21 protein-coding genes and 1 riboswitch are annotated in these 22,100 nt (G+C 65.5%); of the genes, 11 read left to right on the plus strand and 10 right to left on the minus strand.

Going from position 1 to position 22,100, the window contains the following annotated elements; all coding sequences use genetic code 11:
• The first annotated feature begins 18 nt into the window (after window positions 1–18).
• Window positions 19–702: a DUF1194 domain-containing protein gene (locus ACODTW_RS08435; RefSeq protein ID WP_488945526.1), complete on the plus strand. Its 684-nt coding sequence runs from the start codon at window positions 19–21 to the stop codon at window positions 700–702.
• Window positions 703–738: 36 nt separating this feature from the next.
• Here the strand turns inward: ACODTW_RS08435 and ACODTW_RS08440 are convergent, their stop codons facing one another.
• The 3 genes from ACODTW_RS08440 to ACODTW_RS08450 all read right to left on the minus strand — a co-directional run bounded on the left by ACODTW_RS08440 (window position 739) and on the right by ACODTW_RS08450 (window position 4,312).
• Window positions 739–1,707 (minus strand): FAD:protein FMN transferase, encoded by a 969-nt coding sequence (locus ACODTW_RS08440; protein ID WP_488945527.1) that lies wholly within the window; start codon window positions 1,705–1,707, stop codon window positions 739–741.
• Complete coding sequence (locus ACODTW_RS08445) at window positions 1,697–3,793, minus strand: 4Fe-4S binding protein (RefSeq protein ID WP_488945528.1); 2,097 nt, start codon at window positions 3,791–3,793, stop codon at window positions 1,697–1,699. Before ACODTW_RS08445 ends, ACODTW_RS08440 begins: the two co-directional genes overlap by 11 nt.
• A 78-nt stretch (window positions 3,794–3,871) precedes the next feature.
• A complete protein-coding gene (locus ACODTW_RS08450; protein WP_488945529.1) occupies window positions 3,872–4,312 on the minus strand; it encodes a pseudoazurin in 441 nt (146 codons plus the stop codon).
• Window positions 4,313–4,524: 212 nt separating this feature from the next.
• On the opposite strand from ACODTW_RS08450, the gene adh reads away from it, so the two are divergent.
• Both adh and ACODTW_RS08460 read left to right on the plus strand, forming a co-directional pair.
• Window positions 4,525–6,045, plus strand: a complete 1,521-nt coding sequence (gene adh / locus ACODTW_RS08455; RefSeq protein WP_488945530.1) for an aldehyde dehydrogenase — start codon at window positions 4,525–4,527, stop codon at window positions 6,043–6,045.
• 143 nt (window positions 6,046–6,188) lie between these two features.
• Complete coding sequence (locus ACODTW_RS08460) at window positions 6,189–6,578, plus strand: DUF779 domain-containing protein (protein ID WP_488945767.1); 390 nt, start codon at window positions 6,189–6,191, stop codon at window positions 6,576–6,578.
• A gap of 553 nt (window positions 6,579–7,131) precedes the next feature.
• On the opposite strand, the gene acnA is transcribed toward ACODTW_RS08460, so the two are convergent.
• The 3 genes from acnA to ACODTW_RS08475 all read right to left on the minus strand — a co-directional run bounded on the left by acnA (window position 7,132) and on the right by ACODTW_RS08475 (window position 10,685).
• Window positions 7,132–9,840, minus strand: a complete 2,709-nt coding sequence (gene acnA / locus ACODTW_RS08465) for an aconitate hydratase AcnA (RefSeq protein WP_488945531.1) — start codon at window positions 9,838–9,840, stop codon at window positions 7,132–7,134.
• 209 nt (window positions 9,841–10,049) lie between these two features.
• Window positions 10,050–10,385: a HigA family addiction module antitoxin gene (locus tag ACODTW_RS08470; RefSeq protein ID WP_488945532.1), complete on the minus strand. Its 336-nt coding sequence runs from the start codon at window positions 10,383–10,385 to the stop codon at window positions 10,050–10,052.
• Between the two features lie 9 nt (window positions 10,386–10,394).
• Window positions 10,395–10,685 (minus strand): type II toxin-antitoxin system RelE/ParE family toxin, encoded by a 291-nt coding sequence (locus ACODTW_RS08475; RefSeq protein WP_488945533.1) that lies wholly within the window; start codon window positions 10,683–10,685, stop codon window positions 10,395–10,397.
• A gap of 275 nt (window positions 10,686–10,960) precedes the next feature.
• On the opposite strand from ACODTW_RS08475, the gene oppB reads away from it, so the two are divergent.
• The 7 genes from oppB to ACODTW_RS08510 all read left to right on the plus strand — a co-directional run bounded on the left by oppB (window position 10,961) and on the right by ACODTW_RS08510 (window position 17,298).
• Entirely contained in the window at window positions 10,961–11,884 is a 924-nt protein-coding gene (gene oppB, locus ACODTW_RS08480) for an oligopeptide ABC transporter permease OppB (RefSeq protein WP_488945534.1), read from the plus strand.
• 66 nt (window positions 11,885–11,950) lie between these two features.
• Entirely contained in the window at window positions 11,951–13,789 is a 1,839-nt protein-coding gene (locus tag ACODTW_RS08485; RefSeq protein WP_488945535.1) for a M2 family metallopeptidase, read from the plus strand.
• A gap of 25 nt (window positions 13,790–13,814) precedes the next feature.
• Window positions 13,815–14,051: a hypothetical protein gene (locus ACODTW_RS08490; RefSeq protein WP_488945536.1), complete on the plus strand. Its 237-nt coding sequence runs from the start codon at window positions 13,815–13,817 to the stop codon at window positions 14,049–14,051.
• 4 nt (window positions 14,052–14,055) lie between these two features.
• Complete coding sequence (locus ACODTW_RS08495; RefSeq protein ID WP_488945537.1) at window positions 14,056–14,316, plus strand: DUF2442 domain-containing protein; 261 nt, start codon at window positions 14,056–14,058, stop codon at window positions 14,314–14,316.
• 25 nt (window positions 14,317–14,341) lie between these two features.
• The gene (locus tag ACODTW_RS08500; protein ID WP_488945538.1) at window positions 14,342–15,256 is read left to right on the plus strand and encodes an ABC transporter permease subunit; all 915 of its coding nucleotides are present in this window, start codon (window positions 14,342–14,344) and stop codon (window positions 15,254–15,256) included.
• 12 nt (window positions 15,257–15,268) lie between these two features.
• The gene (locus ACODTW_RS08505) at window positions 15,269–16,279 is read left to right on the plus strand and encodes an ABC transporter ATP-binding protein (RefSeq protein ID WP_488945539.1); all 1,011 of its coding nucleotides are present in this window, start codon (window positions 15,269–15,271) and stop codon (window positions 16,277–16,279) included.
• A 17-nt stretch (window positions 16,280–16,296) separates the two neighbouring features.
• Window positions 16,297–17,298 carry an ABC transporter ATP-binding protein gene (locus tag ACODTW_RS08510; RefSeq protein WP_488945540.1) on the plus strand — a complete coding sequence of 334 codons (1,002 nt, stop codon included), beginning with the start codon at window positions 16,297–16,299 and terminating at the stop codon, window positions 17,296–17,298.
• Window positions 17,299–17,492: 194 nt separating this feature from the next.
• On the opposite strand, the gene ACODTW_RS08515 is transcribed toward ACODTW_RS08510, so the two are convergent.
• The 4 genes from ACODTW_RS08515 to def are packed head-to-tail and all read right to left on the minus strand — an operon-like array spanning window position 17,493 to window position 20,685.
• The gene (locus ACODTW_RS08515) at window positions 17,493–18,527 is read right to left on the minus strand and encodes a COX15/CtaA family protein (RefSeq protein ID WP_488945541.1); all 1,035 of its coding nucleotides are present in this window, start codon (window positions 18,525–18,527) and stop codon (window positions 17,493–17,495) included.
• Between the two features lie 59 nt (window positions 18,528–18,586).
• Entirely contained in the window at window positions 18,587–19,210 is a 624-nt protein-coding gene (locus ACODTW_RS08520; RefSeq protein WP_488945542.1) for a thiamine phosphate synthase, read from the minus strand.
• Window positions 19,210–20,130 (minus strand): methionyl-tRNA formyltransferase, encoded by a 921-nt coding sequence (gene fmt / locus ACODTW_RS08525; protein WP_488945543.1) that lies wholly within the window; start codon window positions 20,128–20,130, stop codon window positions 19,210–19,212. The genes ACODTW_RS08520 and fmt overlap by 1 nt, the downstream gene beginning before the upstream one ends.
• Before the next feature lie 48 nt (window positions 20,131–20,178).
• On the minus strand, window positions 20,179–20,685 hold the full coding sequence (gene def / locus ACODTW_RS08530; protein ID WP_488945544.1) for a peptide deformylase: 507 nt from the start codon (window positions 20,683–20,685) through the stop codon (window positions 20,179–20,181).
• 163 nt (window positions 20,686–20,848) lie between these two features.
• A riboswitch (TPP riboswitch) is annotated at window positions 20,849–20,949 on the plus strand.
• Between def and thiO the strand changes: the two genes are divergently transcribed.
• Window positions 20,943–22,091 (plus strand): glycine oxidase ThiO, encoded by a 1,149-nt coding sequence (gene thiO, locus ACODTW_RS08535; protein WP_488945545.1) that lies wholly within the window; start codon window positions 20,943–20,945, stop codon window positions 22,089–22,091. Its footprint overlaps the riboswitch before it by 7 nt.
• Window positions 22,092–22,100: the final 9 nt, after the last annotated feature.

The raw sequence follows: 22,100 nt of genomic DNA on the forward strand, positions 1-22,100 counted from the left end.
GAGGCCCCGAGCAACCAAGTGACCCTTCTGTCGCGCCGTTCCATCCTGACGGGGTTGGCCGCCCTGCCGGCCGTGCCTGCTGCCCTGGCCGCACCCGCCTTGCCGCGCGTGGATGTGGCGCTGCTGATGGCCGTGGACGCGTCGGCCAGCATCGACAGGGGATTGCTGGATTTCCAGTTGCGCGGCCATGCCGCCGCCTTGCGTAACAAGGCCGTGGAACAGGCCATCGGGCGCAGCAGCGACGGCGTGGCTATCATGCTGGCCCAGTTCGCGGGGCCACAGAGCCTGACCACGCTGGTCCCCTGGCGGGTGCTGCGCAGCGGGGCGGACTGCGAGGGCTTTGCCGCCGCCATCGACGCCGCCCCCGGCGTGGCCATGGGCGGATCGACGGCGCTGGGTGATGCCGTGGTCCAGGCCGTGGCCGTGCTGGACAATGCGCCTTATCGCACGGACCGACGCACCATCGACATTGTCTCCAACGGGTTCAGCAATGCCGGCACCGATCCGCGCTCGGCCCGCGGCTATGCGGCCGGGGCCAATGTCACGGTGAATGCCCTGGCCATCCTCAACGAATATGACTGGCTGGAAACCTATTATGGGGAGAGCGTCATTGCCGGGCGTGGGGCCTTTGTCCGCACGGCCGATGATCTGGACGCCTTTGCCGGGGTGCTGCTGGGCAAGCTGGTGACGGAGATGGTGTAGCAGAAATTCCGTAGGTCGCTGGCGCTCTCCCGCGACCTACGGGGTGTTGATCATCTGCCAGTCGCCTGCGGCTGACAGAAGCCAGGCCCGTTCTCCGCCACCCGCCCGCAGCAAGGATGCCGCCCGCTCCACGGGGGCGGCGGCGATGGCGGTGGACAGGGCATCGGCGGTTGTGGCTTCGGCCGCGGCGACGCTGACCTGGGTCCAGCCCGTGGCCGGTCGTCCCGTGGCGGGATCGAAAATATGGCCAAAGCGGCCCCCGGCATCGACCAGGGTGCCGCGCGGGGCCGATGTGGCCAGTGCCCGGCCCGACACGGGCACTGTGGCCAGCAGCCGGGCCGCATCAGCCGGGTCGGCAATGCCCAGATGCCAGTCGCTGCCATCGTCGCGCCGGCCGATGCCGCGCGGTTCGCCCATATCGACCAGCATATGGCCGATGCCATGGGCCGCCAGCAGGCCCACCACCTTGTCGGTGATATAGCCCTGGGCGATGCCGTTCAGGGTCAGGCTCATGCCGGGCGGCAGGGTGATGCGGTCGCCATCCACCCGCACCCGCCGCCAGCCCACTTGGTCCCGGACGGCGGCCAGCGCCCCCGCCGCCACCGTGCCGGTGCGGTACAGGTCCCAGAGCGGCTGCACCGTGGGGTCGAAGGCGCCATCCGTGGCGGCAGCCATAGTCAGCGCCCGGCCCAGCAGGTCTGTGAAATCCACTCCCGCGTCTGACAGAACACCGGTGCGGTTCAGCCGCGACAGGGCGCTGTCGGGCCGGTGCAGGCTGAACAGATCCTCCATCGCGTCCACCAGGGCCACGACCTGCCCGATCAGCATCCGGGCGGCGTCCGGAGCCACGCCATGCAGGGTCAGGCTGGCCGGCCCGCCCATGGCCTGGCCCGTCCAGATGACGGGGGCGGGCTGGTGCTGCCAGGCGGCGATGCTGGCCCCGGCCAGGGCGACACCGGCCAGGCGCAGGACACGGCGGCGGGATAGGGGTTTGTCAGGTGGCATGGGTATCACTTCCCCTGGCCCCGATGCGGGCGGCGGCCCCGGCCCCGTGCTTTGCAGCGACGACCAGCGGCACGCAGCGCCCCTTGTCGGCATAGATGCCCACACAGTCCAGGCACTGGAAACATTCGTCATAGCGGATGGATCCGTCGCGGCGGATGGCCCTGTACCGGCAGCGGGCCGTGCACAGCTGGCAGGGGCTGCCACAGGCTGGCCGGCGCGGGATCCAGTCCAGCAGCTGCAACCGCCCCGCCAGCGCCAGGAAGGCGCCCAGCGGACAGACATAGCGGCAGAAGGGCTTGAACATCACCGTGCCCAGCAGCAGCCAGAACCCGGCATAGATCACAAAGGGCAGGTCGCGGATGAAGGTCAGGGTGACGGCCGTCTTGAACGGTTCCACCTCCGCCGCCTTTTCCGCCTGGGTCGGCACCAGCAGGGCTACGCCGACCAGCACGGCCAGCACCGCGTATTTGACCAGCACCAGCCGTCCATCCAGCCGGCCCGGCAGCTTCAGCACGGGCAGGCGCAGCAGCCGGCCCAGCACATCGGCAAATTCCTGCAGGGCGCCGAACGGGCACAGCCAGCCGCAGAAGGTGCCGCGCCCCCAGACGATGGCGGTGACGGCGACATAGGCCCACAGCAGCAGGGAAATGGGATCATAGAGCAGGAAGCTGAAATCCAGACCGGTGCGCGCGCCCTTCACCAGCCCCAGCACGGTGACGATGGATAGCTGACCTTGCGCATAGACGCCGATGAAACCCAATGTGGCCGCCAGAAAGCCCAGCCGGACGCCATAGAACAGCCGTTCCCGCCGCGACAGCCGGACCTGTGCGATCAGCCCGCCCGTCAGGCCCAGCAGCATCAGCCCCAGCACCGACAGTTCCGGTACCCGCGCGCCCCAGGCCAGCAGCCATTCCGGTGTCGGTGCCACCACCACGGGCGCCAGGAACAGGTCGGCGGGCAAGGCATAATCCAGGGGGAAGTCGCGGATTTCCTGATCGGGCCGGATCACGCCCTTGGATCGGATCACGCGCAGCGACAGGGTCCAGGGGCTGGCGGGGTCGAAGGCAGCTGACCCGTCGATGCGGAACAGGCGCACATCATCCACGGGCGGCAGGCCGGGCGTCAGGGTGTAATCATGCACCATGTCGCGGATATTGACGGGGAAGCCGCCCTGGCTGACGGCCAGCCGGTCGGGCACCGTGGCCGGCACGAAATCCGGCCCGATATAGGCGTAGCGCCCGCGCGACAGGACCAGCAGCGCCTCTTCCCCCGGCTGCAACCGGGCGCGCAGCTGTTCATATTGGGTATCGCCAAGCAATGACCGGCCGATGCCGGGGCTGTTCAGATAGGCGACCCACAGGTCGATGAAGGTGCCGTCGGGGTCCGCCAGCCCGTCCGGGTCCAGGCCGGCGAAGCCGGTGCCGTGAAAGGCGTCCTCCACGGCCCGGTTGCTCAGATGCAGGGGCCGGACATAGCCCCGGTCCAGCAGGGTGGCCCAGTCCATCACCATATCCCGGTCGGGGCGGGGGGTGGATTTGGGCTTGGGCGCGATGGCGGCCATCTTCACCTGCGCCACCTTGGTGGCCGCCCCCAGAATGGTCAGGTTGGCGATACGCAGGCTGGCCGTGGCCTTGGCGACCCCGTCCAGGGTCACGGATGTGCTGCCCTGCCGATCGGACGCGCCATATTGGCTGCCGATCTTGATGTTCTGGCGGATGGTCCGGCCGCGATACTGGGTCAGGAAATCGGCGAAGGGCTGGGGGCCGAGACCATCGACGAACACCGGTTCATGCTGTGACAGGATCTGCACATCCAGGAGCCGGCCCGTATCGTCCATGGAGACCAGCAGGTTCATGGGCGTGCCGGAAAAGCCCGGAATGGGCGTCAGGGCACCGGTCTCAAAGATATAGCCGGCGACCATGCCCGCCTTGATCAGCGGCCAGGCCGGCACCTCCCTGTCGCGCGGGCCCAGGCTGTAGCCATCGGGCAGCAGGCGCGCCAGTTCCTCCTCCCCAATGCCGGCGGCACGGGCGGCCGGCATCAGCAGCAGGCAGCAGCAGAGCAGAAGCAGGCAGAACCGGTGCATCATCGCCCCCGACGGTCGGCGGTAAGGCTAGGCCCCGCCCGCAACACCAGCCATTGCACTTTGGTGCGACGGGGTGGATCAGCCCCCGACCTTCGCCAGCAGAGAGGCCAGCAGTTCCTTGGCCTTGGCCGGATGGTTCACGGCCTTTGCCGCGTCGGCATTGACCGGGTCGCCCACGATGATGACGCCGACCATGCCCATGGCGTAATGCGGCTTGCATTTGTACCCGTACAGGCCGGGCTGGTCGAAGGTGACGCTGATCTCCTCATTCATCTTGCCGACAAAGGGCTGCACGCCATCGGGCAGCATGCCCTTGATGGCCTCGGCATTGTGGCTGGGGCTGGTGGGCAGGAAGCGCACCGTGTCGCCCGGTGCCACGGTCAGCATGGCGGGGTCGAAATGCATGGTGCCATTGGCACCGTTCAGCATCTTCACCTCATGCGTGGCGGCATGGGCGGGCAGGGCGCCGGCGCCCAGGGAAAGAAGAACAACTGCCGACAGGCTGAGGGACTTCATCATCGCGGAACCCCTTGGTTTTGCGGGTGAATTTTCACCATTGAAAAGCCGGATCGGGGGATGTCCGCAATTGCACCATGGTGTCAGGGGTAGTCCGTCCGACGTCCGTTCTTGGCACAAAGTCCAATTTACCAGGACCGGGGCCGGGCGCACCGTTGGGGTCGATCCGGACGCTGCTGTGGGCGTCCATAACCGACCTATGGGAGACCCCGCCCGTGCTGCACCAGGCCATCGAAAAGCTGAAATCCAGCATCGCCATCCGCGCCAGCTACGACAATTTCATCGGCGGCGAATGGGTGCCCCCCGTGCGGGGCCAGTATTTCGACAATGTCTCCCCCGTCACCGGCACCGTCTTCTGCCGCGTGGCCCGGTCGACGGCAGAGGATATCGAGCTGGCGCTGGACGCTGCCCACAAGGCCAAGGACAAGTGGGGCCGTGCCTCTGCCGCTGAGCGCGCCGGCGTCCTGAACAGGATCGCCGACCGCATGGAACAGCGCCTGGACCTGCTGGCCCTGGCCGAAACCATCGACAATGGCAAGCCCATCCGGGAGACGACGGCCGCCGACATTCCGCTGGCCATCGACCATTTCCGCTATTTCGCGGCCTGCATCCGGTCGCAGGAAGGCAGCCTGGCGGAGATCGACCATGACACGGTCGCCTATCATTTCCATGAACCGCTGGGCGTGGTCGGCCAGATCATCCCCTGGAACTTCCCCATCCTGATGGCCGCCTGGAAGCTGGCCCCGGCCATCGCCGCCGGCAATTGCGTCGTGCTGAAGCCGGCCGAACAGACGCCCATGGGCATCATGGTGCTGATGGACATCATCGGTGACCTGCTGCCGCCGGGCGTGCTGAACGTGGTCAACGGCTTCGGCATCGAAGCGGGCAAGCCGCTGGCCACCAACAAGCGGATCTCCAAGATCGCGTTCACGGGCGAGACCAGCACCGGCCGCCTGATCATGCAGTACGCATCGGAAAACCTGATCCCCGTCACGCTGGAACTGGGCGGCAAGTCGCCGAACATCTTCTTCGGCGATGTGATGGCGGAAGATGACGACTTCCTGGACAAGGCGCTGGAAGGCTTCGCCATGTTCGCGCTGAACCAGGGGGAGGTCTGCACCTGCCCGTCCCGCGCCCTGGTGGATGAACGCATCTATGACCGGTTCATGGAAAAGGCCATCGCGCGGGTGCAGAAGGTGAAGCAGGGCAGCCCGCTGGACCCCAGCACCATGATCGGCGCGCAGGCGTCGAACGACCAACTGGAAAAGATCCTGTCCTATATCGATATCGGCCGGGGTGAAGGGGCCAAGGTCCTGACCGGCGGCGGCCGCGCAGACCTGGGCGGCGAACTGTCATCGGGCTATTACGTCACGCCGACCGTTCTGGAAGGCCATAACAAGATGCGCGTCTTCCAGGAAGAAATCTTCGGCCCCGTCCTGGCGGTGACGAAGTTCCGGGGCGAGGAAGAGGCGCTTTCCATTGCCAATGACACGCTCTATGGCCTGGGCGCCGGTGTCTGGACCCGCGACGGCAGCCGCGCCTATCGCTTTGGCCGCAACATCCAGGCCGGCCGTGTCTGGACCAACTGCTACCATTTGTACCCGGCCCATGCGGCCTTCGGTGGCTACAAGCAGTCGGGCATCGGGCGTGAGACGCACAAGATGATGCTGGACCATTACCAGCAGACCAAGAACCTGCTGGTCAGCTACAGCCCGAAGGCCCTGGGCTTCTTCTGATGGGTGGCTGCGGGTTCCCGGTGGTTGGCCTCCCTTCGCCGGGAATCCCTGTTATCGTTTTCCTCCGCATGAAAACTTCAATGGCGGGTGGCGTTGAACGACGCCATCCGCCACTTTCTTTTCGAGCCTGAAGGAGCGAGATGATGGTGCCCCGTGTCCTGTCCACAGCCGCCGCCGAGGCCCTGATCGACAAGCTGCGCGCCGTCCACGGACCCTTGATGTTCCATCAGTCGGGCGGCTGCTGCGACGGGTCGGCGCCCATGTGCTATCAGGCGGGCGAGTTCAAGGTGGGCAGCCGGGATGTCTATCTGGGGGACATCCATGGCGCCCGCGTCTTCATCGGCGCCGCCCAGTTTGAATATTGGGAACATACCCAGCTGATCATCGACGCCGTCCCCGGTCGTGGCGCCGGCTTCTCCCTGGAAGCCCCGGAAGGCATGCGCTTCCTGACCCGCTCGCGCGTGTTCACCGATGCAGAGGCGGCGGAACTGGTGGCCGCGGGGCCGCCGCTGCGGGGAGATCAGGTGGGGTGACGCCACTTCAGGCAGCGGCTATAATACGCCCATGATTAGCGCCCCAGCCCCCTCTTCCAAGATACGATAGCCCCGGCAGCGCCGCCCACCTTTGGGCGACACGCGCCGGGGCATCGAGCTTGGAGAGGCACGATGTTCAAGGATATGAAGCGGGCGCGCCGCAGGCACGACCGTGCGCGCATGGTCGCCAAGGCCACCCGCGTTTACCCGTGCAGCGAGTTCCCGCAAAAGGTTGCCGATAATCTGGCGTCTTGTAGCTGTTGGATGTGCGGAAATCCCCGGCGTTGGGCGGCGGAGCCGGGGATGCAGGAACGGCGACAGGAAATCCGGGATCGGGATTGGGAACTGTGAGGAGGCACGGCACCATGCCTGGTGCCGCTCTCAAGTTTCAAACGGAGACGCTACCCGACGCTGCCGGGAATAGGCAGCTGTAATCCAAAAATCTGCCAGCTCGAAATGCAGGCGCCACAACAAAAAAAGGCCCGGCGGAGCGATCCGCCGGGCCTTTTTGCTGGAACCGCCGCCGGGTCACCCCGGCGGCGGAGACCCATCCTTACTCCGCAGCGGCGGCCGGGGCCGCCAGGTTGCGCAGCACGTACTGCAGGATGCCGCCATTCTTGAAATAGTCGACCTCGTCCAGCGTATCGATACGGCAGAACAGGTTGACCACTTCCGTCGACCCGTCGGCGCGGGTGATGGTCAGCTTCAGGTCCATGTGCGGCTTCAGGCCGGCTTCCACGCCTTCGATGTCGAAGGTCTCGGTGCCGTCCAGCTTCAGGGTGTGGCGGTTCACGCCGGCCGGATACTGCAAGGGCAGGATGCCCATGCCGACCAGATTGGACCGGTGGATACGCTCGAAGCTTTCGGCGATGACGGCGGACACGCCCAGCAGGCGGGTGCCCTTGGCGGCCCAGTCGCGCGACGAACCCGTGCCATATTCCTGACCGGCGAACACCACCAGCGGCGTGCCCTCGGCCTGATACTTCATGGACGCGGTGTAGATCGGCATCACTTCGCCGGTCGGCACATACTTGGTCAGGCCGCCTTCGACGCCGTCCAGCATCTCATTCTTGATGCGGATATTGGCGAAGGTGCCGCGCATCATGACTTCGTGGTTGCCGCGGCGGGCGCCGTAGCTGTTGAAGTCGGCGACGGTGACGCCGTTTTCCAGCAGATATTCACCGGCCGGGCTGGTCTTCTTGATGTTACCTGCCGGCGAGATGTGGTCGGTGGTGATGCTGTCGCCCAGGATGGCCAGTGCGCGGGCACCCTTCACGTCGGACACGGAGCCCGGATTCATGGTGATGCCATCGAACAGCGGCGGACGCTTTGCGTAGGTCGACTTGTCGTCCCACTTGTAGGTCATGCCCTCGACGGTCTTGATCTTCTGCCACTGCTCTGGCCCCAGGAACACGTTGGCATAGCGGCTGACGAACATTTCGCGCGTCAGGAACTGGGCGATCGTGTCCTCGATCTCCTTGTTCGTCGGCCAGATGTCCTTCAGGAAGACGGGCTGGCCGTCCTTGCCGGTGCCGATCGGGTCCTTGGAGATGTCCAGGTGCAGCGTGCCGGCCAGGGCATAGGCCACCACCAGCGGCGGGGACGCCAGGTAGTTGGCGCGGACCTGCGGGGACACGCGGCCTTCGAAGTTGCGGTTGCCCGACAGGACGGACGCAACGGTCAGCTTGCCCGCGTCAACGGCAGCGGCGATCGGGTCCGGCAGCGGACCGGAATTGCCGATGCAGGTGGTGCAGCCATAGCCGACCAGATTGAAGCCCAACTGGTCCAGGTACGGGGACAGGCCGGCGGCGTTCAGATAGTCGGTCACGACCTGGGACCCAGGCGCCAGCGAGGGCTTCACCCACGGCTTGGTCTTCAGGCCCAGCTCAACCGCCTTCTTGGCGACCAGACCGGCGGCGAACAGCACCGACGGGTTGGAAGTGTTCGTGCAGGACGTGATGGCGGCGATCACGACATGGCCGTGATCCAGCTTGTAATCGGCACCGGCAACGTCGGTCGGCTGGCTGACGGGGCGGCCGGCAACGTCGGTGGCCAGGAATTCGCCGAACTCCTTGGTGACGTTGGACAGCAGCACGCGGTCCTGCGGGCGCTTCGGGCCGGCCAGCGACGGCTCGACCGAATCCAGATCCAGTTCGAGGGTATCGGTGAAGACCGGATCGGGCGAGGACGCATCGCGCCACATGCCCTGGGCCTTGGCATAGGCCTCGACCAGCGCCACGCGGTCGGCGTCGCGGCCGGTGAAGTGCAGGAAGCGGATCGTCTCGGCGTCGATCGGGAAAATGCCGCAGGTGGCGCCATATTCCGGGGCCATGTTGGCGATCGTCGCACGGTCGGCCAGGGTCAGCGCGTCCAGGCCGGGGCCATAGAACTCGACGAACTTGCCCACCACCTTCTTCTTGCGCAGCATCTGGGTGACGGTCAGCACCAGATCGGTGGCCGTGGCGCCCTCACGCAGCTTGCCGGTCAGCTTGAAGCCGACGACTTCCGGGATCAGCATGGAGATGGGCTGGCCCAGCATCGCGGCTTCCGCCTCGATACCGCCCACGCCCCAGCCCAGCACGGCCATGCCGTTGACCATGGTGGTGTGGCTGTCGGTGCCGACCAGCGTGTCCGGATAGGCCACGGTGGCGCCCGACTGGTCCACGTCCGTCCACACGGTCTGGGCCAGATATTCCAGGTTCACCTGGTGGCAGATGCCGGTGCCCGGCGGCACAACGCGGAAATTGTTGAAGGCCTTCTGGCCCCAGCGCAGGAACTCGTAACGTTCGCCATTGCGCTGGAATTCCAGCTCCACATTCTCGTCAAACGCCTGCGGCGTGCCGAAGGCATCGACCATGACCGAATGGTCGATGACCAGATCGACAGGCGTCAGCGGGTTGATCTTGGTCGGGTCACCACCCAGCGCCACCATGGCTTCGCGCATCGCGGCCAGATCGCAGACGGCGGGCACGCCCGTGAAATCCTGCATCAGCACGCGGGCGGGACGATAGGCGATCTCGCGGTCGGAGCGCTTGTCGACCAGCCACTGGGCGACAGCCTTGACGTCGTCAACACTCACCGTGCGCCCGTCTTCGAAGCGCAGCAGGTTCTCCAGCAGCACCTTCATCGAGAAGGGCAGGCGCGACACGTCGCCCAGGCCGGCCTTCTCCGCTTCGGGAATGCTGAAATAATCAACGGACTTGCCGCCGACGGTGAGCGTGCGGCGGGTCTTCAGGCTGTCATGGCCGGTGGTCGTGGACATCGGGGGGTGACTCCTCCAACGGGGTCGCGGGGTAAACGGCAGACCGCATCTCGCCCCGGCTCCAGCGTCCGGGACCGTCAATCCGCCAGGATGGCGTTTTCGGTGCGTGGTTTAGCGCTTTTTGCGATGCGGGGAAAGGGCGGCTTGGGGGGATCAGCCCCCCATTTTCGCACATTTCGATCAAGGTAGGGGTCTGTTGCGAAACGATCTTAATTAGGTTCCACCGTTCCCTGGCCGCCATCGGCAACCTGATAGCGTTCCACCTTAATCTCGGCGGCACGCTTGCGGGTCTGGGCGATATCGTAGCTGTTCTGCATGCGCATCAACGTGTCCATGGAGATGCCGAAGGCCTTCTCCAACCGCAGGGCCATTTCCGGCGAAAGCTGCGCCCGCTCGTTCAGAAGCGTGGACAAGGCTGCCCGCGTCACGCCCAGGATGCTGGCGGCGGCCGTCACAGTCAGGTTGAGGGGCTCGATGACCTCATGCCGGATGAAACTCCCCGGATGGGCGGGGCTCTTCAGGCGAATGCCGGCGATGGCGTTCATGGAACACTCCTAATGATGGTCCACATAGTCCAGGTCGATGATCTCCACCTCCGCCCGGTCGATTGCGAAGGTCAAACGCCAGTTCTTGGTGACGTGCAGGCTCCAGGTTCCTTTGCGGTCCCCCGTCAACCGATGGGCCTTCCAACTGGGTACCGCCAGCAACTCATCTTCCCTTTCCATATCCTGCAGGAAGGAGAGCATGCGGATGAGCTTGGGAACTGCGGCGGCCGGCAACCCGCTGGTATCGTCTTCCTCCATCAACCGGCGCAGACCCTTATGAATGACGTTTCGGATCAGCACCGGCTTCCACCGGATTGGATAGCGTCAAGCTACACTACACCCCCCTTGCTCCGCAGGCATAGTGTTTGGACCGGGCCTGAAAATTGCCCAAACTGCGCCCCACTGATTGGTGAACGGCTACCCCCTGCCCCCGATCTTGAAATAATATCTCTTTTGCCCGGGCATGGTTGACAGGGGCGGCATTTTCACAGAGATGTCATGCCGTCCGCGCGGGATGCGTTCGTTGCATGGCTGCTACCATGCCGGACGGAAGGCGCGATGGAGGAACCTTATCGATGCTGTCTTACACCGTCCGGCGCCTGCTGGAAGCGATCCCGACATTGCTGGTGATCGTGGCCCTGTCGTTTTTCCTGATGCATTCGGCACCGGGCGGGCCGTTCGACAGCGAACGGGTCCTGCCGCCGGAGATCGAGGCGAACCTGAAGGCGTCCTATGATCTGGACAAGCCGGTATGGCAGCAGTTCGTTCTGTATCTGGGCAAGGCGCTGCAGGGCAATTTCGGGCCGTCCTTCACCTATAAGGACTTCACCGTCTCCGAATTGATCAGCACCGGCTTCCCCGTCTCACTACGCCTGGGCCTGTCGGCCATCACGCTGGCTGTCATCATTGGCTGCACGCTGGGCATCATCGCCGCCATGCGCCAGAATACCAAGTCGGACTATACGATCATGGGCTTTGCCATGATCGGCATCACCATTCCCAATTTCGTCATGGCGCCGCTGCTGACCCTGGTCTTCGGCATCTATCTGGGCTGGCTGCCCGTGGCTGGGCTGGGCGAGGGGTCGGTGCGCAATCTTGTGCTGCCTGTCATCGCCCTGTCCCTGCCGCAGATCGCCATCATCAGTCGCCTGACCCGTGGCGGCATGGTGGAGGTGCTGCGGTCCAACTTCGTGCGCACGGCCCATGCCAAGGGCCTGCCGGAGCATGTGATCATCACGCGCCACACGCTGCGCGCGGCGCTGCTGCCCGTCATCTCCTATCTGGGGCCCGCCATCGCCGGTCTGGTGACGGGGTCGGTGGTGATCGAACAGATTTTCGGCCTGCCGGGCATTGGCCGCTATTTCGTGCAGGGCGCCATCAACCGCGACTATACGCTGGTGATGGGCACCGTCATCACCTATGGCAGCCTGATCGTGCTGATGAACCTGGCTGTCGATCTGGTCTATGGCCTGATGGACCCGCGCGTCCGTTACGACTGACCTTTTTCTCAACAAGAACAATCCGTTCAGCAAAGAAACCGCCAGTTCAGCAAAGGACTTGGACCCATGCGCATCACCCATCATCTGCGAGCCGGCGTCGCCATCAGCGCGCTGGTCATCCTGGCAGCCTGCGGGCCGCAGGGCGGCGACAAGAAGGAAGCCCAGGCCGCGAAGCCCACGGTGGAGGAGGCGGTGGCCTTCGTCGCCAAGGCCGAGGCCGAACTGGGGGCCGCGCGGGAAAAGACCTCGCGCATCTCCTGGGTGCAGAACACCCACATCACGCCTGACACGCTGAAGCTGGCGGCCGATGCCGGTTCCGAATACAGCGCGCTGGTCGCCCGTCTGACGGCGGAAAGCAAGCGTTTCGTGGGCCTGGACCTGCCGGCCGACGCGGCCCGCAAGCTGAACCTGCTGCGCCTGGAAACGGCGCTGCCGTCGCCGGTCGATCCCAAGCTGAACAAGGAACTGGCCGAACTCGACAGCAAGCTGGGTGAGCTTTATGCGACGGGCAAGGTCTGCCGCGAGGATGGCAGCGATTGCAAGACGCTGGACGAGATCGATGACATCTTCCGCTCGTCGCGCGATGAGAAGGAGTTGAAGCGCCTGTGGGCCGGTTGGCACAAGGTCGGGCAGGAGATGAAGCCGCTGTACCAGCGCGAGGTGGAGATCGCCAATATCGGCGCCAAGGAGCTGGGGCTGCCGGATGCCGGCGTGCTGTGGCGGTCGGGCTATGACATGGCGCCCGAAGCGTTCGAGGCGGAGGCCGACCGGCTGTGGGGCCAGGTGAAGCCGCTCTACACCGCCCTGCACTGCTACGCCCGCGGCAAGCTGGGCGAGAAGTATGGCACCGACGTGGTGCCGCAGGACAAGCCGATCCCGGCCCACCTGCTGGGCAATATGTGGGCCCAGGAATGGGGCAACATCTATGACATCGTGGCGCCGAAGAAGGCCGCCGCCAATGTCGATGTGACGGGCCTGCTGACCAAGGCCGGCTATGATCCGATCAAGATGACGAAGTCGGCGGAAGGCTTCTTCACGGGTCTGGGCTTCCAGCCCATGCCCCAGACCTTCTGGGAACGCTCGCAGCTGACCCGCCCGCGCGACCGCGAGGTCGTGTGCCATGCGTCCGCCTGGGATATCGACGACAAGGACGATATCCGCATCAAGATGTGCATGCGCGTGAATGGCGACGATTTCCAGACCGTCCATCACGAGATGGGCCACAACATCTATCAGCGCGCCTACAAGGCCCAGTCGACCCTGTTCCGCAACGGCGCCAATGACGGCTTCCATGAGGCCATCGGCGATTTCATCGCCCTGTCGGTGACGCCGGGCTATCTGGTCAAGCTGGGCCTGCTGGACAAGGAACCCTCGACCGAGGGCGATATCCCGCTGCTGTTGCAGCAGGCCATGGACAAGGTGGCCTTCCTGCCCTTCGGCCTGTTGATCGACAAGTGGCGCTGGAACGTCTTCAACGGCAACATCAAGCCGGAGGATTACAACAAGGCCTGGTGGGACCTGCGCACCAAGTATCAGGGCGTGTCGTCGCCCGTGGAGCGCACGGCGGCCGATTTCGATCCGGGCGCCAAGAACCATGTGCCGACCAGCGTGCCCTATGTGCGCTATTTCCTGGCCCGCATCCTGCAGTTCCAGTTCCACAAGGCGGCCTGCGATCAGGCCGGCTTCACGGGTCCGCTGCACCGCTGCTCCATCGCCGGCAATGAAGAAGTTGGCAAGCGTTTCAACGCCATGCTGGAAATGGGCGCGTCCAAGCCCTGGCCGGAGGCGCTGAAGGCCTTCACCGGCACCGAGCAGATGGATGCGTCGGCCATGCTGGCCTATTTCGCGCCGCTGAAGGAATGGCTGGACAAGCAGAACGAGGGCAAGAGCTGCGGGTGGGAGTAAGGTCCCGTCGAGTGGGGGACAGGCGATGCCGACTTTGCGGCGGGAAGGGAAATGGAAGCTGTCGGTCTATGGGCCGGGTGACCATCCACCGCCGCATTTCCACATCATCGGCCCCGACCATGACGTGATCGTGCATGCCGTCAGCTTCCAGCCCCTGGGCGGGACGCTGACGGGGGTGCCGGAAGAATTGTTGAATTGGGCCAGAACCAATCAGGATGTTATCCTGGCCATGTTCCAGGCCCTGAACCCGACAAGGAGGTGATGGGATGCGTACACCGCGGATCAAATCCGTCACCACCTTGCCGGGGTTCAAGGTCCGGTTGGAGTGGGACGTCGGCCATGTTTCGGTCGTCGATATCTCCGACATCATCGACCGGTACGACATCTTCGCCCCGATCCGGGAAAACCCGGCGCGGTTCGATCAGGTGACGATTGGGGAATATGGGTACGATCTGCACTGGTCGGACCTGATGGAAATACCCTGCACCCAGCTTTGGCGGCGGTCGCAGGTCCAGGCCGCGGAATAGTGTCGTAGGGAAAGAGCAGACGACGATGGTTCAAGACATCACCGGCGGCGCCAAACGGGCGGCGCTGATCGAGAAGGCGGCGGAAGAGGTTCAGGGCCGGTCGCTCTGGCAGGATGCCCGTCGGCGCCTGTTTGCGAACAAGATGGCCGTGGCCAGCATGATCGTGCTGGGCATCATCGCTTTCATGGCCGTCTTCGCCGATGTCCTGTCGCCGCATGCCTATGACGAGGTCTATTGGGACTATATCGGCATCGGCCCGACGCTGGAAAACAGCCACTGGTTCGGCACCGATGCCAATGGCCGCGACCTGTTCATCCGCACGCTCTATGGGGCCAAGGTGTCGTTGATGGTGGGGATCGTCACCACCTTCGTGGCCCTGGTGATCGGTGTGATCTACGGTGCCATGGCCGGCTTCTTCGGCGGGCGCATCGACAGCATCATGATGCGCATCGTCGATGTGCTTTATTCCATGCCGCTGATGTTCTTCGTCATCATCCTGGTGGTGGTGTTCGGCCGGCACATCATCCTGGTCTTTGCCGCCATCGGCTGTGTCGAATGGCTGACCATGGCCCGCATCGTGCGCGGCCAGACCCTGTCGGTGAAGCGCAAGGAATATATCGAGGCGGCCCGCGCCGCCGGCGTGTCCACGCCCAACATCATCCGTCGCCACATCATCCCCAATGTCATCGGCCCCGTCATCGTCTTCGTGACCTTGCTGGTGCCCGTGGTGATCCTGGTGGAAAGCTTCCTGTCCTTCCTGGGCTTGGGCGTGCAGGAACCGATGACCAGCTGGGGCGTGCTGATCTCCGAAGGGGCGGCGCAGATGGAAAACGCCCCGCACATGCTGATCTTCCCGGCTTTGTTCCTGGCGGTGACGCTGTTCTGCTTCAATTTCATCGGTGACGGTCTGCGCGACGCGCTGGACCCGAAGGACCGCTAAGGGGCGCCGGATATGACCGCAGTTTTGGAAGTCCGCGACCTGTCGGTCCGTTTCGCCACGCCCGATGGCGAGGTGTCGGCCGTCAATGGCGTCAGTTTCGATGTGAATGAAGGCGAATGCGTCGGCATCGTCGGGGAAAGCGGGTCGGGCAAGAGCCAGCTTTTCATGTCGGTCATGGGCCTGCTGGCCCGCAATGGCCGTGCGCTGGGATCGGCCAAATATCGCGGCACGGAACTGATCGGCATGCCGGTCAAGCAGTTGAACAAGATTCGCGGCGACAAGATCGCCATGATCTTCCAGGACAGCATGACCAGCCTGACCCCGCATCTGCGCATCGGAAGGCAGATGACGGAGGTGCTGATCCAGCACAAGGGCATGAGCGAAGCCCAGGCCGTCAAGCGCGCCCTGGAAATGCTGAACCTGGTGCGCATTCCGGAGGCGGCCCGCCGTCTGGCCCAGTATCCGCATGAATTGTCGGGCGGCATGCGCCAGCGCATCATGATCGCCATGGCGCTGCTGTGCGAACCCGAACTGCTGATCGCAGACGAGCCGACGACGGCGCTGGACGTGACGGTGCAGGCCCAGATCCTGGACCTGATGGCCGACCTGAAGCGCGTGACCCGGGCCGCCATCGTCCTGATCACCCATGACCTGGGAACCGTTGCCGGCCTGTGCGACAAGGTGCAGGTCATGTATGGCGGCCGGTTCATGGAAACCGGCACGGTGCAGGACATTTTCTATGAACCCGCCCATCCCTATGCGGCCGGCCTTCTGTCCTCCATGCCGCGCCTGACGGAGGTGCGGTCTTCGAGGCTCTACGCCATTCCCGGTCAGCCGCCGAACCTGCAACGCCTGCCCAAGGGCTGCCCGTTCCAGGAACGCTGCGACCATGTGCATGACCGCTGCATCAGCGAACTGCCGCTGCTGCGCGCCGTGGCTCCCGGCCATGACAAGGCCTGTCACCTGTTCAGTCTTCAGAACCCTGTTACCGACCCGGCGGCCCCGTCGCTGGTCGTCGCCTGATTGCCGGAGTTGATGCCATGTCCAAGGAACTGCTCCGCGTCTCTGACCTGAAGGTCCATTTCCCCATCCGCACCGGCGGCGTGCTGATCGGCCAATACACGCCGCTGAAGGCCGTGGACGGCGTCTCCTTCACCCTGGATGAGGGGGAGACGCTGGGCATTGTCGGCGAGTCGGGTTGTGGCAAGTCCACGCTGGGCCGGGCCATCCTGCAGCTGATCAAGCCGACTGCCGGACAGGTCGTGTTCATGGGCTCCGACCTGACGGGTGTGGGGGCGGAGGTTGTGCGCCAGAAGCGCGCGGAGATGCAGATCGTCTTCCAGGATCCGCTGGCCAGCCTGAACCCGCGCATGACCATCGGCGACATCATCGCCGAGCCGCTGACCGTCTTCCGCCCCAAGATGGGCAGGGAGGAGCGCAAGGCCCTGGTCAAGGACATGATGGCCAAGGTCGGTCTGCTGCCGCAGATGATCAACCGCTACCCGCACGAATTCTCCGGTGGACAGTGCCAGCGCATCGGCATTGCCCGCGCCATGATCCTGAAGCCGAAGATGGTGGTCTGCGACGAGCCGGTGTCGGCGCTGGACGTGTCGATCCAGGCACAGATCGTCAATCTGCTGATGGATCTGCAAAAGGAGATGGGCCTGTCGCTGCTGTTCATCAGCCACGACCTGTCCGTCGTCCGTCATGTCAGCCACCGGGTCATGGTGCTGTATCTGGGCCGGGTGATGGAGATCGCGGACCGCGACGCCATCTATGCAGCACCGCTGCACCCCTATACCCAGGCGCTGATCTCCGCCGTGCCGGTGCCGGATCCGGATGTGGAAAAGGGCAAGGAACGCATCGTGCTGGGCGGCGACCTGCCCAGCCCCATGAAGCCGCCCTCGGGCTGCGTCTTCCGCACCCGCTGTCCCAAGGCATCGGATGTCTGCGCCAGCGCCGTGCCGGTGCTGGAGGAAAAGGCGCCGGGCCATTTCGTGGCCTGCCACCATTGGGGCGTGCCGGATAAGAAGCTGGTGTAATACCAATCTCCCTTGATCGTGACCGATCAAGGGAGATTGGTATGTCGTGTTCCCTCACGCGCCGGGCGGCGGCATCCGCCGCCTTGGCTAACGGCGCATGGGCGCCGGGCCGACGGTCGTCGGCCTCCAATCCGCCAAGGGTCAAACCCTCGGCGGATTGGTATTGCGGATGTGTCAGCGACCGACCGGCCGCCTTACCGCCGCAGCGTGTGCAGCGACCGGATCAGCAGGGCCAGCACCACCAGCGCCCCGCCCTGATGGGCGGCACCCAGGGCCACGGGGACAGCATGCAGCAGGGTGGTGATGCCCAGCACCACCTGCCCCAGGAAGCCCAGCGACAGCCACAGGGAAGCGCGCTTGGCCACGTCCGGCAGGTCCGTGCGCTGTCCGATGCGCCATGCATAGGCGATGCCCACACCGGCCGTCAGGATGGCCAGCCAGCGATGGGTGAACTGCACGGCGGCCGTGTTTTCCAGGAAGTTCAGCCAGGCCGGCGACAGGTTCCACATTTCTGATGGGGCGAATTCATCCCCCATCAACGGCCAGGTATTATAGGCAAAGCCCGCATCCAGGCCCGCGACAAAGGCCCCCCAGACGATGGTGACGGACACCAGCGCCAGGGCCGCCAGCCCATGGGTGCGTAGGCCCGCCCGTTCCGGCCGTGACGCGGCGTCGGGATGGCGCAGGCCCAGCGCCACCTGGATCAGCAGGGCATAGAGGATCAGGGCCGTGCCCAGATGCAGGGCCAGCCGGTAATGGCTGACATCGGTGCGCACCGACAGGCCCGACTGCACCATGAACCAGCCGATGAAGCCTTGCAGCCCACCCAGCAGGAACAGGCCCACCAGCTTCGGCAGCATCGACCGGCTGACCTGTCCCTTGACCACGAACCAGATCAGCGGCAGGGCGAAGACCAGCCCGATCAGCCGGCCCCACAGGCGGTGGAACCATTCCCAGAAGAAGATGTGCTTGAATTCCTCCAGGCTCATCCCCCGGTTCAGCACCTGATATTCGGGGATCTGCTGGTACTTCTGGAACTCTGCCATCCACTGCGCCTCGTTCAAGGGCGGCAGGGCGCCCGTGATGGGCTTCCATTCGGTGATGGACAGGCCGCTTTCCGTCAGGCGCGTGATGGCACCGATGATGGCCATGACAAAGACCATGCCGGCGCACAGCAATAGCCAGTTGGCGACGGCACGACGGCCGGGGACGGAAGCGACGGCATTCATGGGTGGATCATTCGCTGGAAAAACGGATACGCTGATATGGGGTCAGGCAGGGGCGGCGGTCAATCGCCGCCCTCGCGGCCTGCCGTCGCAGCCAGGGCCGCCAGCAGGCCCGCCATGCTGCCCGGATCGCGCATGGGCCCGCCCATGACGGCTGCACCCGCCGCCCCGGCGCGGATGCAGTCCCCCAGGGTCGCTGCGTCGACGCCGCCCAGCGCCAGCGTGGGCAAGGGCAGGCTGGTCAGGGGCGCCGGCCCCAGGGCGGGGCCATAGCCGGGCTTGGACGCCGTCAGGAAGATCGGGCTGAGCGTGGCGTAATCCGCGCCGTCCCGCGCCGCCGCCATCACACCGGCCCGGTCATGACACGACTCACCGATCAGAGCCCCCGGTCCCAGGATCGCCCGCGCCGTGACGATGTCCGCCCCGTCGGGCAGATGCACCCCGTCACACAGGGCAGCCAGCGCCAGATCGCCATGAATGGTCAGCACCCCGCCCACGGCCGCCAGCACAGGGCGCAATAGCGTCAGCAGCGCGGATTGCTCGTCGCGCGGCAGGTCCTTTTCCCGCAGGCTGACCCAGCGGCAACCCGCATCCACACAGGCCGCCACCGCCGAAACCAGATCGCCCCCGGCCTGGTGCCTGTCGGTGATCAACAGCAGCGGCGGATGGGGCAGGGGGCGGCGCATCAGGCCGTCAGCTTCTGCCCAAGGGCATGGGGGAAGCCACGCAGGAAGGCGGCCCCGTCGACGGGGCCCTTGCCCGGCCGCTGCACCCGGATCAGACGCAGGGCACCTTCACCACAGGCCAGGGTCGGCCCGGCATCGATCAGGGTGCCCGGTGCGCCCGACCCGGCCACGGCTTCGGCTGCCAGCACCTTCAGCTTTTCCCCGCTGGCCAGATCGATCCAGGTGCCGGGCCAGGGCGTCAGGCCGCGCACCTGCCGGTCCAGTTCCACGGCTGGGCGCGTCAGGTCCAGGCGGCCTTCATCCTTGGACAGTTTGGCGGCATAGGTTACGCCTGCCTCGGGCTGCGGCACGGGCGTCAGGCTGCCGTCATTGAGGCCGGGCAGAGCTGCCACCATCAGGCGGGCGCCCATTTCGGCCAGGGCGTCGTGCAACTGGGCGGCGTTCATCTGCGCCGTGATGGGCAGCGCTTCGGTCAGCAGCATGGCGCCCGTGTCCAGCCCGGCATCCATCTGCATGATTGTCACGCCGGTTTCGGCATCGCCGGCCAGGATGGCACGCTGGATGGGGGCGGCCCCGCGCCAGCGCGGCAGCAGGCTGGCATGGACATTGACGCAGCCCAGGCGCGGCGCGTCCAGAATGGCTTGCGGCAGGATCAGACCATAGGCCGCGACGATGGCGCAATCCAAGTCCAGGGCCGCGAACGCCGCCTGTTCCTCGGGCTTGCGCAGGCTTTTGGGCGTGCGCACTTGGATGCCCAGGGCGTCTGCCCGGCGATGCACGGGGCTGGCCTGCAATTGCTGGCCGCGGCCGGCGGGGCGGGGCGGCTGGCTGTAGACGCACACCAGTTCATGCCCGGCATCGACCAGCGCATCCAGGATGGCGACGGAAAAGTCGGGCGTGCCCATGAAGGCAAGACGCATGGGGAGCCTCTTTGGTCCGGTATGTCCCTGATAACGGGCGGCCGCCCGTTACTTCCGCGCCTTGTTGTACTTGCGCAGGATCATGTTGCGCTTCAGCGACGACAGATGGTCGATGAACAGCACGCCGTTCAGATGGTCGATCTCGTGCTGGATGCAGGTGGCCAGCAGGCCGTCGGCATCCATCTCCTGCACTTCGCCGGCGCGGTCGACATAGCGCACGCGCACCATCTTGGGCCGCGTCACCTCGGCATAGATTTCCGGGATGGACAGGCAGCCTTCCTGGGTCACGGCCAGTTCGTCCGATGTCCACAGCAGTTCCGGGTTGACCATGGCCAGCGGGTTGGGCTTTTCCGTCTTGTGGTCGTTGACATCGACCACGATCAGCCGTTCCAGCAACCCGATCTGCGGCGCGGCCAGACCAATGCCCGGCGCCTTGTACATCGTGTCCAGCATGTCATCCATCAACTGGACCACGCGCCCGTCGACATTGTCGAGCGGCTTGCACTTGGCCTTCAGCCGGGTGTCGGGGATGGTGATGATGGGCAGCAGCGACATGGGGCCTTCGTCCGGCGTAAAGCGTAAGGGGGTGGGACAATATATCCCTCTCTGCCGCAAATATGCCCGGAAAGCCTTGGGGTCAAGCGCGAACAGGGTGGGGCCGCCCATGCCCGCCATCCAGCCCTTGCATTGCGTCCATGACAGGGCCATGACATAACGCATGGACCCTGGGGTGCCGCTGTCATACCGACGGCGGCTGAGATCACACCCATAGAACCTGATCCGGATCATGCCGGCGAAGGGAGAAGGCGGAAATGAAGTCATATAAACCTGTGGACAAGCCGCGCGTCGCCATCATCGGCGGGGGCATCATCGGCATGGGCATCGGCTGGCGTCTGGCCCAGGCCGGCGCGCAGGTCGACATCTTCGAACGCGACAAGGCGGGCCAGGCTGCCAGTCGCGCCGCCGCCGGCATGCTGGCCGCGGGCGTGGAGGCAGAGCCGGGGGAACAGCCCTTGCTGCCGCTCTGCCTGGACAGTCAGGCGCGCTGGCCCGGTTTCGCGGCGGAGCTGCAGGCACTGACGGGCCTGCCCGTGGGCCTGCGCAATGACGGCACCCTGGTCGTTGCCAGCACGCGGGACGAGGTTGAGCTGCTGCGGTCCAATTACGAATTCCAGCGCGGACTGGGCCTGGACCTGACCTGGCTGACGGGGGCGCAGGCCAAGGAAAAGGAACCGTTCCTGAACCCGCGCACGGCCGCTGGCGTGTTCAGCCCCAAGGATGGGCAGGTGGATAACCGCCTGACCTGCGCCGCCCTTCGCGTGGCGCTGGAGAAGACCGGCGCCCGGCTGTATGAGGGGGCGGAGGTGACGGGCCTGGATGTGCAGGCCGGCCGGGTGACGGGTGTGCTGCTGGGTGAGCGCCGCGTGCCGGCCGATATCGTGGTGCTGGCGGCCGGCGCCTGGTCGCGGCAGATTGCGGGACAGGTCAGCCCGCCGCCCGTGCGACCCGTGAAGGGCCAGATGATGTCGCTGTCCATGGACCCGGCCCACCCGCTGCTGACCAGCGTCGTCTGGGGCCCCAAGATCTATCTGGTGCCGCGTGCCGATGGCACCCTGATCCTGGGTGCCACGACGGAGGAGAAGGGGTTCGACGACCGGCTGACGGGGGGCGGCGTGCTGGCCCTGCTGGATGCCGCCTGGCGCACCCTGCCGGGGGTGGAGGAACTGCCCATTAAGGAGATGTGGACGGGCTTCCGCCCTGGCTGCCGTGACGACGCCCCCATCCTGGGCCTGGCGCCGGGCCTGGACGGGCTGGTGCTGGCCACGGGCCACCATCGCAACGGTATCCTGCTGGCCCCGATCACGGCCGATACCATATCTTCCCTGATCCTGACGGGCCGTGTTGATCCGTCCATCCGCGCCTTCGGGGCCGACCGTTTCGCGGCGGCCCAGGCGGCGTAAGGGAACAAG

Source organism: Niveispirillum sp. FG148, from assembly GCF_057809655.1.